Genomic DNA, 16,341 nt, shown 5'->3' with positions numbered 1-16,341 from the left:
AACGCTTGTCAGACAATCAGAAAGTCGCGTTGACGCGTACGCCGAAGGAGCGCCCGTCGCCGACAGTGGCGCTCGTTCCATCGGTAGAAATCGAGGTCAGATATTCTTCATCGAACAAATTCTTGGCAAAGGCAGTGATCTTGAAGTTGTCTTTTTCGTAGCCGGCATTGACGTTTACGACAGTAAACGAATCCAGAGAACGGACATTATTCACGTCCCCCTTGCTGTAGAAGCCGTCTGTGAAGGACACGTCGCCGCCTCCGAAGAAACCGCTTTCATGTTTGTAGACGCCACCGAAGGAGGCGGTAACCGATGGTGCTTCGGGAAACTCATTACCCTTGAAGTCGCCCTTGTCGAACTCCGATTTCATAAGGCCCAACCCGCTAAAGAGCTCCAGGCCATTGTCGAAGCCGTAGCGAACTTCCAGTTCGGCGCCGTAAGAATGCGATTCGGCTGCATTGAGACTGATCGTCTGGGCTGGGAAGCGAGGATCGAACTCGATTGGAACCTGCTGGTTCGTATAATCGTAGTAGAAGACGTTTCCGTTCACCTGCAGACGGTCCTCCAGCCACTTGGAACGATAGGCAAGTTCATAGGCCCAGAGAGATTCCGGGTCGACTTTGTTGATGTCGGTGGTGCCGATAATCAGCTCCGAATAGCCTGGGCGATAACCCTTGCTGATCGTGGCTGCGAGGTTCTGGTTTTCGGTAAGTTCGAACGCCAGGCCGATCTTCGGCAAGAACTCGGTGTTGGAAACGGAGTTGTTCTCTGTAAGTGGAACATATCCGAAGGTGGAAGCGTCCAGCAGGCTGCCCGTGTAGTTGGCCGAGACCTTGTCATGGACCAGCCGACCGCCGGCCAGCAGCGTCCAGCGATCGACAAACTCGTAGCGGGTGTCTGCGTACAAAGCGATTGTCTCGCTCTTGTTCTTCGCCTGTAGCAGCTGGAACGGCACGATGATGGGGGTGAATGGATCTGCGACGATCTGGATGTTCGAGTCGAGATCGAAGGTGGAACGGCCCGCGAATAGACCGAAGACGCCCGAAAATTGCGAGTCCTCCGATCCGTAAGTGAGACGGGTATCCTGGGAAAAATCTCCGCCCTCGCGTGTGTCGCCACGGATGAACTGGAACGGTTGAAGCGTCGACGTCTGAGGAGAATTGATGTCCACATCAGTGTCTACGAACGACGTGATCGACTGAATCTTCCAGTCCTCGTTGAACTCATATGTCAGATCGGCGATGTAGCGGTTGACATAAGTATCGCGTCGTTCTGCCGTCGTATCATCAAATCGTCTGGCGAAAAAATCGGGACCGTCCACCGCACCCCATGCCGGTTTGTCATGCGTGCGGCTGACGGTAAACAGCGCCCGGAGGCCCGGTATTTCCGCTGGCTCCCAGAGCAGCTTGCCACGAATTTCCTCGAACTCCTCTTTGCCCACGTCCGAAATCGACGGATCGACATAGTCGATATCGTTTTCCTTGCGGAAGATTTGCCCGGAGAGACGAAATGCCAGCTCGTCATCGACGATCGGCGCCGAAACGGCAAAGGCACCGGATTTGTAGTCCTCGGTTCCGATCAGGCCTTCAACACTGGCTTCGGGGGTATACGTCGGATCTTTCGTCTTGATGATGACGGACCCTGCAAGCGCGTTGCGTCCCTGAAGCGTCGATTGCGGACCACGCAATACCTCGACCTGCTCGACGTCCCAGATGCCTCGCGTCCCGCGCCGGGTCGCCTCGACACCCTGTTCTGCGCCGTCCACGACCACCGAAATAACCGGGTTCGAGCGGCTCGGAGCCGTTACCCCCTCGGAGCTCAAACCGCGGATGACAATGTCGGAATTCCCTGTGCCACCCATGAAGGCACGGATGTTGGGTGAGCTGTTCAGCGCATCATTGAGTGTGGGTCGAACGAGATCGTGAAGTTCTCCGCCCGTGAAAACCTCCACGCTCGTGAAGGTGGTGAACTGATCACGGCCGAATTTTTCGCCAGTGACGATGATTGGCGCCAAGGTCGTCACGGCGTCTTCGTCGTTCGGCGTCGCGTCCTGGGCCATCGAGATACGAGTGCCCGGCCCGATCGATACTACCGCTGTAACAGTCGCGATTGCTAAGCAGCCACGGAGCGGCTGCAATGTCTTATTCAACGTCATTATCCCCTCGCACCATTAAACCCTAGCGAAAGGAAAATTAGAGAATAAAGGTGAGCGAATCAATCAACTTATTAGGGACTGAAAAAACCACACGCACGCATTGCAAAAATACACCACATGGGACTGTCTTCTCAAGACTGTTGACGAGACCAGTAGGATGCGGCGCGCATCTCTGACTTTTGGAGGCCGCGATCGGCCAACATATCACGAGCCTGATTGACCTCCGATCGCTCGCTTGCAATCCAGACGAAGCGATTATCATCCGGAATTTCAAGCTGTTTCAATTCGTTAAGCAGCGATATGCCGTCGCCGCGTACCAGCCAGCGAACGGCCATGCCGCTTGGCGTCTTGAGGTGCTGCTTATCATGCGCGTCTGATACGAGGATAGTGGCGACCCCACTGGTCTCCGTGGGAAGGCTTTCCAGTATCCGGGCGATTGCCGGCAGTGCCGTCTCATCGCCGAACAAGGCAATCCATGCCGCGTCTGGCAGCCACTCTCCTCCCGGCCCCATGATGGCCACGTCCATTCCTGGCTGCAACGTCTTGCACCAATCGGTCACGCGCCCACCCTCATGCGCAAAAACATCAAAGTCGAGGGTGCCGTTCTCCGGATCGACGCTGCGAGTCGTATAGACCGGCCGGTGCCATTGACTGATGCCGCCGGGCCATTCCACGCGCCCGCTTCCCGAAACGAAGGGCCATTGACCGATATGGCTCTCTGGCGGGAACAACAGCCGGAAATGCAGGCCATCACGAGAAAAACGTTCAAGGGAAGCTCCGGAAAGACGCACGCGATAATAGGACGGATAGACGTGCTCGCACGAAGCCACCGTCGCAAAGGTCAAATTGGGCGGAACCAAGCCTGGATTGGTCAGCGACCATCGGCGGTCGAGAGCGACAGCCGCTTCGTCGAGACGGTGATCGACCACTTCTTGGAGAAGGTGCAACTTCACGTCGTCGCTCGCGTTCAAGGTCAGTCGCAGGCCGCCATTTTCACCACAAGCGTGAATTTGACCCAGTGGCAAATGTAGGGTCACCCCATCGGGCGGCTCATCGAAGGGCAACGACCGTTCCATGGCCTGGGCCTTTATCATCTGCAGGCCAAACTCAGGCGGAATATCGAGAAATGTGGTTGTTTGCATGTTCGAACTCTGTCTTGGTGGCGTTCGCAAAGCTTGGTGCTGGATAAATGCTATCGTGCCGAGCTACCGCGCGGTAGCGCGGCCGCGGAAGAGACGCAAGCGCCGTTGATGGCAAACGGGCGAATTTGCAAAGCGCGATGCTTGCTTATACTGCCGGAGGCCGACTTACACGGCACCTGATACTATCCACAGACTCATCGCAACAGTCCTATGTTTTACGGCACATCTCAGGCGTTGAATTTTTCACGAATTGTGGGTGTATAACGCAGCAGAAAAAGGCTCCCGACCGATTTCTGCAACCGCCATGACCGCAATGCACAAAGCTGACATGTCGCACGAAGGTCTTGAATGGTTCCGAACCGCTACCCTTCACTTTCATCGCTGAAATAGCAAACATTTAGGAAACTCGGCCCCGGTTCCTGTGCCAGCCGTAGGTACGTGTAGTCCATTGCTTGGAAGCGGAGTCTGCGGGGACCCCGAGGCGTAAAGTCTTTGAAAAGCGCTCGGCGTTGTCGAACGCCATGCCCAATGATGACGCCCAATAAGAGGACCGCCTGCCACACAGGTATTAGTATACGCAGTATCATCGGGCTCAAGCATCGTTTCTACTGGAAAACGTTAACTGGTTCTCGCTATGTTCACATGACCATCGCAGCACCTAAATCCTGACGTGTAAACCTTGTGGACATGTCAGATCTTTGAAGCCTGTAAGCCACACGAACGATACACCGGCCGGCTTTGACGCTAACGTGCGTTTTGCGGACATGACGGCCGAACGGATGAAGATTGCAAAACTGATGACGACGGCACAACATATCGTTGCCCTGCTGCGGAGCCATATCGACGGGGATGACGCACGTTTCATCTCCGTCGCGACGCAGCTTGCCGCCCATGAAGCCCGCCAGGGACATGGCAAACTCGCGCAGGAACTGACGGAGCTGATCGATGCCGCCAAGGGTAAGGGTCAGAATGTTGGACGCCGTGGTTCCGGACCGGTCGCAATTGCCCAGCCAAGGGGTGAACTGACCAACCTCCTCAATGCCCGCTTCTCCGATACCCGCCTGGCCGACATGGTGTTGTCCGGTGAGCTCAAGGAACGTCTCGCACGCGTCCTGACCGAGCAACGGCAACAGGAAAGGCTGAAATCACGCGGGCTATCGCCAAGACGTAAGCTTCTCCTGGTTGGGCCCCCGGGTTCGGGCAAGACGATGACAGCGGCAGCGCTTGCCGGCGAACTGAAGCTTCCGATATTCACCGTGCTTTATGATGGCCTGATCGGAAAGATGATGGGCGAAACCGCAAGCCGGCTGCGTCTTGTGTTTGACGCCATGGCCGTTCAGCGTGGCGTTTATTTCTTCGACGAATTCGACGCGATCGGCTCGCAGCGATCGGGACCAAACGACGTCGGCGAAATCCGCCGCGTGCTCAATTATTTTCTGCAGTTCATCGAGAACGACAACGGCCCGAGCTTGATCATTGCCGCAACGAACCACCCGGAGCTTCTGGACAAGGCCATATTCAGACGTTTCGACGACGTCATCAACTACGCTCCGCCCGATGCTTCGGTCGCGCGCGGCATTATCGAAAACCATCTCGCGACATTCGACCTGAAGACGGTGGATTGGGCACAGATCCAGGACGCCGGCCACGGACTTAGTCAGGCTGAGGTCGCTCGTGCCGCAGACGAAGCCGCAAAGACCGCCGTCCTTTCCGATCGCAACGATATCACGACCGCAACGCTGCTCTCCACGCTGGCCGAGCGGAAGGCATCCACCAGCTAAAGCGTGAAACAGCGAGTATCATGGCGCGTCCTCCCCGCAATCGTCCCCATTTCCATCTCGAAGGCGGCGGCGAGGCCGAAGCCTATACCTCGCCTCGCACGCCGCGCGATGGGCTGCCTCCTGTTCGCGCTCGAGCCGCCCACGCTCAGAAACTCAAACAGTCGCTCGACACCGCGGTTGCCGCAGCGCGTGACAAGCTGGCGCAACGCAACCCGGAGATCGCCGAAGGAGAAAAGGGCTTTTACCTTGAGTTCAATCTGGACGCCGGAGACCGCGGTTTTGTCGACGCATTGGAAAACAAGCCCGGCAATATCGAGCTTGTAGCGGTTCGCCCGCAACCTGACGCGGACGGGATGATTTCGGCAACGGTCTTTGTACCAGAGAGCTCGGCGGAGTTTTACGGAAACCGGGTGGAAGCCTACCGCACGCAAGAGAGCCCGAAAAGTGGAAGACCGAAGAACGAACGCCTGGTGGCGCGGATCGAGGACGTTCGCATTGCGGCCGCGAAATCGCTGTTCACAGACGATCCGGCTACCTTCCCCGACGCTGGACAAATTGTCTGGTGGGAGGTCTGGATCCGCGACGAACGGCTCATCCAGTTCCGTCATGTGGCGCAGCGCCTTAACATCACCGTCAAGGATCACACCATCAGATTTCCGGAACGCGTGGTCGTGCTTGCGCTCGGCGATGTGGCGGCAGTCACCAACCTGATCGACAACAGCGATGCAATCGCCGAGCTCAGGCTGGCAAAGGACACGCCAACACTGTTTTTGGAAATGCCTGCAGCCGAGCAGGTCGATTGGGTCGGCGATCTGGCAGGCAGGGTCGAGCCACCAAACGCCCTGGATCCCGCGATCTGCATTCTCGACAGCGGAACGACGCGAGAACATCCGTTGATCGAGCCGGCGCTTGCAGCTGACGATATGTACACGGCCGTTGATGCCTGGGGTACAGCAGATACAAGCTATTGGAACGGCCACGGCACCTCAATGGCGGGCGTTGCGCTTTACGGGGACCTCGAAGCAGCACTATCGACCGGAGAAAAGATCCACCTCGGACACGGACTGGAGAGCGTCAAGGTGCTGCCGCCGGCTGGAGAAAACGATCCTCTCCTGTATGGGGCGATAACAGCGAGCGGTATTGCAAAGGCCGAAGAACTCGCGCCGGGGCGACCGCGTGTCTTTTGCATCGCCGTGACAAGCGATGTCGGGCTAGGACGAGGCCGACCCTCCTCATGGTCGGCAGCGGTCGATCAGATCTGCTACGGTCAAGGCGATCGCAGGCGCCTGATGGTTCTTGCAGCCGGCAATCTGCGCGACGAGATCGACGCCGGAACATCTCTCGATGCCAATGATCTGGCAGAGGCCGAAAGCCCGGCCCAGGCGTGGAACGCTTTTGTCGCGGGCGCCTACACCGACAGAATCACCATCAATCATCCCGATTACGCGGGCTGGGCGGCGGTCGCGCCCGCCGGCGATCTCTCTCCCGCGAGTCGCACGTCCGGTATCTGGGACCGGCAATGGCCAATCCGGCCTGACGTGGTCTTTGAGGGCGGCAACTATGCCCATGACGGGGTGAATGCAGCGTCAGCGATCGACGACCTCCAGATGCTGACCACGCACTACCGGCCGCATATGCGGATGTTCGAATCCTTCGGTGCGACGAGCGCTGCAGCGGCGCTCGCGTCCAACCTGTGCGCCGGGATAATGGTGGGCCGGCCTGGACTTTGGCCTGAGACCGTGCGCGGACTTGCCGTTCACTCGGCAGAATGGACGCCCGCCATGCGCGCCCGGTTTGACGCCGCCGGCACGCAGACACAGAAGATGGCGATGCTCCGCCGGTACGGCTGGGGTGTTCCGGCTCTCGGTCGGGCGCTGATGAGCGCCAACGACGATGCGACCTTGATGGTGGAGGATGCTTTGCTGCCGTTCAAGAAGGGTAAGAGCGGAATCAAAACGCGCGACATGAACCTACATGCGCTGCCTTGGCCCAAGGACGAACTCCTCGCGCTTGGAGCACTGGATGTCGAGTTGCGTATCACGCTGTCCTATTTCGTCGAACCCAACCCGGGGGAACGAGGTTGGACCAGACGTCATCGCTATGCGTCGCATGCCCTGCGCTTCGCGGTGAAGCGGTCGCTTGAGAGTCTTCCTCAGTTCAGGCAGCGCATCAACAGGGCGGCGGAGGCCGAAGAGGCCTCGGCGCGGCGGCGGGTGGTGATGACTGGGTGCTGGGTCAGACCAGGGATCGTGGTTCGGTTCACTCAGATATTTGGCGCGGCAGTGCCGCAGCACTGGCCGACCGCGACGCGATCGGTATCTTTCCAGTCAGCGGCTGGTGGAAGGAAAAGCCAGGGCTTCAAAGGTGGGACCGATCGGCAAGATATGCGCTGATCGTCTCCGTCAGGGCGCCGGATGCAGATGTCGAAGTCTATACGGCCATCGCCAATAAGATTGGAATCGAACTACCCGCGGCGTAACCGGATGATCCAAGGGGATGGATATTCCGTGCGCCTTTATCGGATTCGAACCATCGATACCCCTTTCTAGGCGCGAACTTGCGTTTTATCTATGCCTCCTTTCAGACATGAACTTCGTCGGTGGTCGATGTGTTTTAATGTCGCCGAATGTCAGTGCGTGGTGACCTTAGGGGTGAACATGTATCCACCAAGCCTGACCGTCTTGATGAAGGTCGGGTCTTTTGGATGAAGCTCGATCTTCTGGCGAACTCGGCTGATATGAGCATCGACGCTTCGCTCGACCGGCCCTGCACTTCCCGCATGCGTCATGGCGAGCAGCTGCTCGCGCGTCAGCACCTGGTTCGGATTGCGACAAAAAGCGAGTAGAATTTCGAACTCGGCCGTGGTCATGGAGATCTGGACATTTTCCGGATCGACGAGGGAGCGAGCAGCTGGATCGAGCGTCCATCCTGCGAAGGAAAGTGGCGCGTTGTTGGCGGCAGGCCTTGGAGTTGCAGTCGAAGCCGAACGTCGGAGCAGCGCTTTGATCCGCGCGACGAGTTCGCGGGAATTGAAAGGCTTGGTGACGTAATCGTCGGCCCCGAGCTCCAGCCCGACGACCCTGTCGATGTCGTCGCCCAGCGCGGTCAGCATCAGGATCGGCATATCGCTCGCTGCTCTCAGTCGCCGGCAGATGCTGAACCCGTCTTCGCCTGGCAACATTGCGTCGAGAAGGATCAGGTCGAAAGGCTGTTTGTCCAGCAATCGATCCATCTCCCGGCCCGAGCCGGCCGAAACGGCGGAATATCCGTTCATCTGCGCGAGTTCGACCAGCATTTCTGCGATATCTCGGTCGTCTTCCACGATCAGCAACCGCGCGCTTGTAGAAGACGCGTTCAACCGCAGGACCTCGTGTGCTCTCATCGCCATGCCCATCTCCTCAAGTCGTCCCGACATCATACGCCCCCCGTCAGAGGCGTGTCAGCCAGGCTGGCAAACTCAATATCGACGGTAAGCCCCGTGGGTATAGTGTCTCTGAGTGTCAGGCGACCGTTGTGCCCGACCTCGACGATGCCTTTGGCGATTGTAAGACCAAGGCCGAAGCCCGCTGCTTTCCCCAGCGGCGACTGTCGAGCCGGATCGGCCTTGAACATCGGCTCAAGAACCTGTGCCTTCAGCGTGTCGGGTATACCCGGCCCGTTGTCGATGACCAGTATCCTTGCACCATCACGACCGCCTTCTTCTAAACGGAGGTCGATGCGGGTAGCATAGCGCGAAGCATTGTCGATCAGGTTGCTGATGGCGCGCGTCATTCCCTGGGGCTTGCAGATGGCCACGAGCCTTGGCGGGGCTTCGAAGTGGACGACAATGCCCGTGTCTGCAAAATCCGAGACGATCGTTTCCAAAAGGCTAGAGAGGTCGACCTTGACGGCAATTTCCGGCTTGTTGTTTAAGAACTGCAGGGTCTCATTGAGCATCGACGCCAAAAGATCGATGTCGCGCAGCATCCGTTCCTTTAATAGCACCTGCTCGCATCTCTCAGCCCGCATGCGCAGTCGCGTCAGTGGGGTGCGAAGGTCGTGGCTGACGGAGCGCAGGATCTGCGTGCGGTCGATTGCCATGCGCTGGATCCGCTCCCGCATGGCGTTCAGGGACTCGGCAAGGCTTCGTATCTCGGCAGGACCTTCGACAGCGAACGGCTCCGTCGTTGTTTCGTCCCGAATGGTCTGGCGCTTCGCTGCGGCGGCGATTCTCTCTAAGGGTTTCATGATCAGCATCGAGCTGACATATGCCATGATCCCAAGAGGAATGACGATCTTCAGAATGCCGCTGGCAAACGGAGTGAGCGTCCAGCGGCTTCCCGAAGGGGACTTATACCGGAAAGAAAGAGCCGACGTTTCCGAGACGGCGAACACGATGTCCTTCTCTGTCGAAAATGCGCTGTTCAAGCCCATGATCATTCCGAAGGGATCGAAGCGATTAAGGCGATGCGCAGCGGCAACGATGTCGGCCTCGCTGCGGATCACATACTGCAGCTTGGAATCGCCATTATCCGCTGGAGGAAGAGAGACCATCTGAACGCTCAGTCCGTCCCCGGCGACACGCGCCAGAACGTCCTTGCGCGCGTCGGAAGTGTCACTGGCTTCATACTGCTGCGTTACGGCCAAAGCTTTCCCAAGAAATATTCCCGTCCTGATGTCATTGGACTGACGGCCATAAAGGAGTGGCTCCGTCAGGGTCGCCGTTATGGACACCAGAACGATCAGCATGATGGCCAGCGTCAGGACCTGGGTTCGTATCGAAGTTGCAGCAATCGCCAAGATCTTCTCCTGCACCCTCATGAACATGTCCGCAACGATGAAACAGCCGAGATGGGAGATGCGGCAGACCTGACATCGCGTTTCGGCGCAGATGCCGGTGGCGCGCCAGAACGTCTTCAAGAAGACGCGTGCCGTTCATTCGCGTTCGATGACGGTATACAGCATAATCCGGATCCTCGAAGAGGTAGGTATCGACGACAACGGATCGCGCTCGGCAGGCTTCATTCATTGCGATGAACGTCGATCGGGTCGTGACGATCACGTCCCGGGAGACCGAGCTTGCGGAAAGGGTGGCTTGCGAGATCTGCTGCATCGGTTTCGTCCAGATACCGCCCAATCCAAGGACCGCCTTGGTGGCCGGTGCCATCCCGTGGTCCGCGATCAGAAGCGTGACGCACGGCTCGTTTCCGGGCGGAAGCATCCAGAGGTGAACATCCTGTTTCAAGTACCTTACTCCCCCGGCATGAAAGTGTCTGCGCAACGATCCGGCGACCTATTCCGTAACGCTGGCGACCCGGCCAATGGCATCCCGACCGAATGCGAGGACTGTCAGCGGCGCGCCTGCCACCTTGCCGAACGCTGACGCGGCCATCGCGAGCGGTCCGGGGCGGCGAGTCGTATCGTCAAAGCCCTGATTGTCGAGGGACATCTCAGACGTGGATACGGCTGGCGCAGCGTGTGTTGCGTCTCTCCTCGACATGGGTTGCCGACAAGAGGCATCGCACGCGCTGAAATCGCCATCAGGGCTTGCTGACCGTCGAACCGGCATTGCAAGGGGCGCAGGCGCAGTCTTGGCCGAGGCAAGGACGGGCGGCTTTGGTGTTGGAACGACGCGATAGGTCCGAGCGGACTCAGCCTGGAAAACGACCGGAGACGAGGCCGGCAAGCCTTCTGATCTCGGACTATAGAGCGACACATAATTGGCAGGTATCTGTTGGGGCCGGTCTTCCTTCACGGGACCTTTGGCAAGAACGGCCATGGTCGTCAGCAGTGACAGTCCGGCCCCTCCCATCACAAGATTCCAGGTGAGATTCCGGGAGGCCTTCGCATCATGGCGGCGGTATTCGTTCGATTGCAGAGTGATTTCCATGTCTGTTCTTCCTCGTATCGCATTGCGGCAAGACGATGCCCCCGCGTTAGAATGTCAGCAGCACGCAGGCGGCGGCTATGGCCAGATGCGTCAGAAGCACGACGAACGTCCCGATGGCTGGGGCCAGCGCACCTGCATCCTGATGGTCTTCGCCCTGCATCCCGTCCTCGCTGCTTGAGGGTTTGGATAGATCGAGAGCTTCGAGGTGAAACTCGCGGCCTTTAAACGCTGAGAACGTCCGACCGCGCCGGTTCGTTCGTGGTTCAGCGGAACCCCGCTTCCTTCGCGATGGGTCCCGCTCATCCATGCCTTCAGAACTTGAAGCTTGCTCCGAGAATCACCTTGTTCTGGGTAGCGCCAAATTTACCGACCGAGTCTCCAAAGTCCTTCTCGCCGAAATCCGTGTATCGATATTCGCCACGCACGAGGATGTTGTCGGTAACGGCATGCTCGATGCCACCCCCAGCCGTCCATCCGATCAGGATTTCGTCTTTCTTTCCTGCGGCAGGACGTTCAACCACTGCCCCGGCCGCAGCAACACCCGCGGTGGCGAAGATCAGCGTACGATCCAGCGCATAACCAACACGCGCCCGGCCCGATGCGTCCCACTCTGTCTTTGCGGAACCCTTGCTGTCGAAGTTGTAGTTGACGTCGTTTTCGATGCCGTAGACGATGCTTCCGGATTGAAGGTTGTAGCCGGCATGCGCGCCCGCCGCCCCGCCGTCGAGCTCGCGCTCGATGCCACGGACATCGCCCGTCATCCAGGCGTAGCCGCCTTGGCCACCGAGATAGAAGCCGGACCAGTCGTAGGTGCTTGACACCTGTTGAACAGGCTGGGGCGCGTCCTCGAGGACGTTCATGTCGGCGGAGAGAGCCGGCAGTGCCGTCGCAGATGACAGGATCGTCAAAGCCAGAATTCTGATGTTCATCGGGATACCTCGTTTTGTTCATCAAAGAGACGAGCGCCTGTCTGATGGGCTCGTTGCCGGCCCTTTATGAGCGATGCCAACGTTGCGTGTTGTCCTTTGACGTTGCGAAATGTTCGGAGCCGCCCTGAATGACGTTACCGAACGAGCCGGCATCGGCGATCATCGCGAGGATGCCGCAGGCCTTTTGCTGAGGAGGTCCCTCAATGTGCCAATCCACCCATGGTTCGTCTGTCTCGGCATCGTGGTGCGGCAGGGCTTTGCCCGAGCTGTGGAGGCCGGCGGTCGCGCCGGGCGCTGCTCCGTGAGAAGTCGCACCCTCTCTAGGAATGCCTGTCCGTCAAACACCTTCCGGCCCGTCTCCCGTCCATCCTCGTCCACTGTCTGGTGAAAGAAGATCTCGATGTTCACGACCGGTAGTGCCCGCAAGCCGAGGATCGCATCTATGTCCGGCCGGGCGGTTATCGCCAGCGCCCAAACGCGTGTCTCAAGCGCTTCGGAGAGCTCCTGAATTGTGGAAACACATGCCGCGGCACGGCCGGTCGCGATCAGTCTCGAGACAACGAACTCTCCCGATGGCCGTGGAAGAAACACGAGGATCGGCCGGATTGACGTGCTTTGATTGGCATGATGCATGTTCGCTCTTCCTTGTTGGGTCGAGCGAGCTTAGGAGGTCCGCGTGCTTGTTTAAGTGCAAACATATTTTTTTATGTTGCGGACAGCACATCGGCAGGTCTGATCGTGTCTACACCATTCGGCATATCAACGCCGCGGAGAGACATCGCCATCGAGTTTGCCCGACACGATAATCCCGGCCCTGCGACGTGCTGGGCGATGAATGCCAGAATTGACGATGTTGTCGAAATCCTCGGGCCCACTGCACACGCTCCCCGACCAGCCGCAGATGTCAGTTTCGATCGTCCAATTCCTTTTCGCCTTGATGGGGTTTGAACTGACGAACTGTTATGATCAACGCGTTCCCTTTGAAGTTGCTTGGTCGGGGACGGTTGCCTGTGACTATGGGTCTGGTAATGGAAATACAGGCTTGAGGATCGTGCCCGAGGACGCGGTATAGCTCGGACAACCACGGTTCATCCTAAAAGACCGGATAATTGTCAGCGTGCCACCGCCGGCAAACTGATGAAAGGGTTATTGCTTATTTGCCCGATATTTCCAGCGTCATGTCTCAGGCGCGTTGAAAGGTGCTGACCGAAATTTGTTTTGAACGCGACGACAATGGCATAAACTCCATCAGGGTTGCCAATTCGGGCGATGCGACGGATCTAGGCGACGATCTGTGAAGAAGGCAGCGCTGATGAATGCAAGGTGCGTCAGCGCCTGCGGAAAGTTGCCGAGTTGCCTGCCTCGGACATCTTGCTCTTCGGCAAAGAGGCCAAGTGTATTGGAATAGCGCATGCCCTTGGCCAGCGTTAGCTGAGCCGCGTCAAGACGTCCGGCACGGGCGAGGCACTCGGCATACCAGAACGTACAGGTGGTGAAAGCACCCTCGTCGCCCTCAAGGCCGTCCGTGACGCGATAGCGATAGACGAGACCATCGTCGCAGAGCTGCTCACCGATGGCGTCAAGCGTTTTTAGCCAGACCGGATCGGTAGACGAGACGAAGCGCACGAGCGGCATCATGAGAAGGGCTGCGTCGAGCTCCTTCCCACCGCGCTCCTGTACGAAATAGCCGTCCTCGGGATGACGAAAGTTCTCCCACACATCAGCATTGATGGCGTCGCGGCACTCCGCCCAGCGCACGATCGGTGCCGGCAGGGAGCGTTTTTTCGCAAGCCGGATCGCGCGGTCGAGCGCCACCCAGCACATGAGGCGTGAATGCAGGAAGTGGCGCGGTTCCGACCGCATCTCCCAGATCCCGGCATCGGGCTTCTGCCAGTGCTCGATGACATACTCAACGAGGTTTCGAACGTGTTCCCAGCCATTATGGCTGATGGCCTCGCCATATTTGTTGGAGAGATAGACGCTGTCCATCAGTTCGCCGAAGATATCCAGCTGAGTTTGAACACTCGCACCATTCCCAATACGGACGGGCCGGCTGCCGGCATAGCCGGAAAGATGCGGTAATTCCTCCTCGTCCTTTGCCTCCGATCCGTCGATCGCGTACATGATACGCAGCGGATGGTCGGCATCCGACGCCATGACGCGCTGGCCCGCCCATCGGCCGAAATGCTGCGCCTCTTCTAGAAAGCCGAGCCGCATGAAGGCATACACCGTGAACGAGGCATCGCGGATCCACGTCGCGCGATAGTCCCAGTTTCGACCGGCACCGATCGCTTCGGGAAGCGAGAATGTCGCGGCCGCAGCGATCGAGCCGTGCTGGCGCGAGGTCAGAAGCTTCAAGGCAAGGGCCGAGCGCAGCACCTGCTCGCGCCAGCGGCCCCGGTAGGTCGCCTTTCCAGCCCAGCTTCGCCAGGCAGCCGTCGTTTCAACAATCTCGGCGGAAAGCATCGCGTCGTCGGGAATGGTGAGATCTTCGCCACCAAGCGTAAACCAAGCCGTTTTACCAACCGAAAGCTCGAACGTCGCCTCGGCTGCGCCATCGTTCGCAGTCAAGGGGATCGATGCGAAGAGATGCATCGTCAAGTCTTTGCCCGTAAACTTTACCCCACCATCGATGGTGGAAATGTTCGGGATCTCGCGGGCATAGTCGAAACAGGGTGCGCAGCGGATTTTGAACAAGATTGTTCCCCGCGTCACCGAGATCCGGCGAAGGATGCAGCGGGCAGTATTTCCAGGGTGAACACGGGCATCCGGATGCGGCATGAGGTCCAAGACCTCCGCGCTCCCGCCATCCGCCATCCAGCGAGTGATCAGAACGTTCGTCTCAGGCACATATAGTTGAAGACGGCGCGGTTCGACAAGTTGCGGCGCAATCGAGAATGCACCACCCCTCTTTTCATCGAGGAGCTCCGCAAAGACGGTAGGACTGTCGAGTGCCGGCCAGCAGAGGTAGTCGAGCGTTCCGTCTTGCGCGACCAGCGCCGCCGTCTCCATGTCTCCGACAATCCCATGCTCACTGATGGCGCGGTTTGGCTTAACCATTGTCACGGAACTCCGGATAGAGCGACATGCCGCCATCGACGAAGAGCGTCGTGCCTGTCACATAGTCAGCCTCGTCAGAGGCGAGCCAGACAGCGGCGCGGGAGACGTCTTCCGGCTCGCCGATGCGACCATAGGGGATCAGCCGGAGAAGCTTGGTCAGGGCCTCGTCGGTCTCCCAGGCATCCTTATTGATCGGTGTGCGGATGGCGCCCGGCGCAATCGCATTGACCCGGATGCCCTCGGCGGCCACTTCCTGAGCGAGAGATCGCGTCAGCATTCGCACGCCGCCTTTGGCCGAAGCATAATTGACGTGCCCGGCCCAAGGGATAATCTCGTGCACGGAACTCATGGCGATAATGCTCCCGGCACTGCGCGCGGGCCGGCCCTCCCTGGGTTGCGATCTGAAGCGACGCACGGCCTCGCGGGCGCAGAGGAACTGGCCAGTCAGGTTGACGTCGATAACGGTATTCCAGTCTTTGAGCGAAAGATCGGCAATAGCCGCATCCTTTTGGACACCGGAGTTGGAAACGAGCACATCGACGCGTCCAAACGCTTCGACGGTCTCATCGAAAAGCTTGGCGACGTCGTCTTCCTGCGAGACGTCAGCCTTCAGGGCAAGAGCCTTCCCACCTTTGCTTTTGATCCTGGTAACCAGCTCTTCGGCGGGCTGCTGATGAGAGCGGTAGTTGACGATCATGGCTGCACCGGCCTCCGCCATCGCCTCGGCAACGGAGATACCGATCCCGGAGCTGGCACCGGTGACGATGACTACATGGTTCTGGAGCATCTGGTCATTGGCTGTCATCACATGCCTTCTGTTCGTTTGCGCTTATATGATCTGTCTCCGGGAGGTGCTGCCGGATGCATCCAAGGCGTTATCGTGCGATACGACGAGATAGAGCTCGCTCTCTTGGAAAGAAGGACGGGGCAAAATATGTTCTGCAACATTGGCTCGGTAAAACCGCTATCTCCGTCTCAGAACGCCTTCGACAGCCTCCTTCACCGGCTGGTTTCTGGGTGACTGGTCAGAAATCCACCATGGTCGTATGCACGACGGTCTCGTTGACGTCAGCATCGTCGGGCTTTTCAATTGCGAAGCGGACGGCGCGGCCGATAGCATCCGGAGTCAGCGCGATGGCGCGGTATGTCTTCAGCTACTATTTTTCCGATTGGATGGAGGGCAAGACACGTGCACCTCCAAAAGAGTCGAACCTCGTCCCCGCAAACTGTTTTTGTTAAGCGTTTAACGTCGTCTCGTTCCCATTCAACGAGCCTCTGATACCAACCCTCATTGATCAGAACCTATGAGCCCATTGCCGCTGACCGATGGACATGATCTTCCAAGGTCGGTCCTGCAGTGTTCGCCAAGCGTGGCAGCAGTGGTCGACGATATCCTCGTAGGATT

The 16,341-nt window shown here is 58.4% G+C and carries 11 protein-coding genes and 1 pseudogene; 3 read left to right on the top strand and 9 right to left on the bottom strand.

The window, feature by feature from the left end; genetic code table 11:
• Positions 1–16: 16 nt before the first annotated feature.
• Both G8E10_RS14430 and G8E10_RS14425 read right to left on the bottom strand, forming a co-directional pair.
• Complete coding sequence (locus tag G8E10_RS14430) at positions 17–2,155, bottom strand: TonB-dependent receptor (protein ID WP_167129867.1); 2,139 nt, start codon at positions 2,153–2,155, stop codon at positions 17–19.
• Positions 2,156–2,286: 131 nt separating this feature from the next.
• Positions 2,287–3,297 (bottom strand): siderophore-interacting protein, encoded by a 1,011-nt coding sequence (locus G8E10_RS14425; protein ID WP_110802762.1) that lies wholly within the window; start codon positions 3,295–3,297, stop codon positions 2,287–2,289.
• Between the two features lie 797 nt (positions 3,298–4,094).
• Here G8E10_RS14425 and G8E10_RS14420 point away from each other — a divergent pair.
• Both G8E10_RS14420 and G8E10_RS14415 read left to right on the top strand, forming a co-directional pair.
• The gene (locus tag G8E10_RS14420; protein WP_167129967.1) at positions 4,095–5,078 is read left to right on the top strand and encodes an AAA family ATPase; all 984 of its coding nucleotides are present in this window, start codon (positions 4,095–4,097) and stop codon (positions 5,076–5,078) included.
• Between the two features lie 20 nt (positions 5,079–5,098).
• The gene (locus G8E10_RS14415) at positions 5,099–7,471 is read left to right on the top strand and encodes a S8 family peptidase (RefSeq protein WP_343289798.1); all 2,373 of its coding nucleotides are present in this window, start codon (positions 5,099–5,101) and stop codon (positions 7,469–7,471) included.
• A 236-nt stretch (positions 7,472–7,707) separates the two neighbouring features.
• On the opposite strand, the gene G8E10_RS14410 is transcribed toward G8E10_RS14415, so the two are convergent.
• From G8E10_RS14410 to G8E10_RS14395, 4 genes are all read right to left on the bottom strand, one after another.
• Complete coding sequence (locus G8E10_RS14410) at positions 7,708–8,466, bottom strand: response regulator (protein ID WP_110802760.1); 759 nt, start codon at positions 8,464–8,466, stop codon at positions 7,708–7,710.
• A gap of 26 nt (positions 8,467–8,492) precedes the next feature.
• Complete coding sequence (locus G8E10_RS14405) at positions 8,493–9,977, bottom strand: sensor histidine kinase (RefSeq protein WP_110802759.1); 1,485 nt, start codon at positions 9,975–9,977, stop codon at positions 8,493–8,495.
• Between the two features lie 373 nt (positions 9,978–10,350).
• Positions 10,351–10,947 carry a hypothetical protein gene (locus tag G8E10_RS14400; RefSeq protein ID WP_132449408.1) on the bottom strand — a complete coding sequence of 199 codons (597 nt, stop codon included), beginning with the start codon at positions 10,945–10,947 and terminating at the stop codon, positions 10,351–10,353.
• Positions 10,948–11,258: 311 nt separating this feature from the next.
• The gene (locus G8E10_RS14395) at positions 11,259–11,876 is read right to left on the bottom strand and encodes an outer membrane protein (RefSeq protein WP_110808028.1); all 618 of its coding nucleotides are present in this window, start codon (positions 11,874–11,876) and stop codon (positions 11,259–11,261) included.
• A 624-nt stretch (positions 11,877–12,500) separates the two neighbouring features.
• On the opposite strand from G8E10_RS14395, the gene G8E10_RS26310 reads away from it, so the two are divergent.
• Complete coding sequence (locus G8E10_RS26310) at positions 12,501–12,824, top strand: siderophore-interacting protein (RefSeq protein WP_425530847.1); 324 nt, start codon at positions 12,501–12,503, stop codon at positions 12,822–12,824.
• 300 nt (positions 12,825–13,124) lie between these two features.
• Here G8E10_RS26310 and G8E10_RS14385 read toward each other — a convergent pair whose 3' ends face one another.
• From G8E10_RS14385 to G8E10_RS14375, 3 genes and pseudogenes are all read right to left on the bottom strand, one after another.
• Positions 13,125–14,936, bottom strand: a complete 1,812-nt coding sequence (locus G8E10_RS14385; RefSeq protein WP_167129865.1) for a glycoside hydrolase family 15 protein — start codon at positions 14,934–14,936, stop codon at positions 13,125–13,127.
• The gene (locus tag G8E10_RS14380) at positions 14,929–15,741 is read right to left on the bottom strand and encodes an SDR family oxidoreductase (protein ID WP_245420212.1); all 813 of its coding nucleotides are present in this window, start codon (positions 15,739–15,741) and stop codon (positions 14,929–14,931) included. Before G8E10_RS14380 ends, G8E10_RS14385 begins: the two co-directional genes overlap by 8 nt.
• Positions 15,742–15,961: 220 nt before the next feature.
• Positions 15,962–16,090: pseudogene (locus tag G8E10_RS14375) on the bottom strand (oxidoreductase); the annotation flags it as partial.
• Positions 16,091–16,341: the final 251 nt, after the last annotated feature.

Source organism: Ferranicluibacter rubi (assembly GCF_011603255.1).
Lineage (GTDB): Bacteria > Pseudomonadota > Alphaproteobacteria > Rhizobiales > Rhizobiaceae > Ferranicluibacter > Ferranicluibacter rubi.
The sequence above is the reverse complement of the archived record's forward strand: the minus strand, read 5'-3'. Positions and strand labels throughout refer to the sequence as shown.

Excerpts from the sequence above, each read along its gene's own strand:
- G8E10_RS26310 (WP_425530847.1), top strand. The coding sequence starts at position 12,501 with ATGATGCATGTTCGCTCTTCCTTGTTGGGTCGAGCGAGCTTAGGAGGT.
- G8E10_RS14430 (WP_167129867.1), bottom strand. The coding sequence starts at position 2,155 with ATGACGTTGAATAAGACATTGCAGCCGCTCCGTGGCTGCTTAGCAATC.
- G8E10_RS14420 (WP_167129967.1), top strand. The coding sequence starts at position 4,095 with ATGACGACGGCACAACATATCGTTGCCCTGCTGCGGAGCCATATCGAC.
- G8E10_RS14410 (WP_110802760.1), bottom strand. The coding sequence starts at position 8,466 with ATGGCGATGAGAGCACACGAGGTCCTGCGGTTGAACGCGTCTTCTACA.
- G8E10_RS14395 (WP_110808028.1), bottom strand. The coding sequence starts at position 11,876 with ATGAACATCAGAATTCTGGCTTTGACGATCCTGTCATCTGCGACGGCA.
- G8E10_RS14380 (WP_245420212.1), bottom strand. The coding sequence starts at position 15,741 with ATGACAGCCAATGACCAGATGCTCCAGAACCATGTAGTCATCGTCACC.
- G8E10_RS14400 (WP_132449408.1), bottom strand. The coding sequence starts at position 10,947 with ATGGAAATCACTCTGCAATCGAACGAATACCGCCGCCATGATGCGAAG.
- G8E10_RS14425 (WP_110802762.1), bottom strand. The coding sequence starts at position 3,297 with ATGCAAACAACCACATTTCTCGATATTCCGCCTGAGTTTGGCCTGCAG.
- G8E10_RS14385 (WP_167129865.1), bottom strand. The coding sequence starts at position 14,936 with ATGGTTAAGCCAAACCGCGCCATCAGTGAGCATGGGATTGTCGGAGAC.
- G8E10_RS14415 (WP_343289798.1), top strand. The coding sequence starts at position 5,099 with ATGGCGCGTCCTCCCCGCAATCGTCCCCATTTCCATCTCGAAGGCGGC.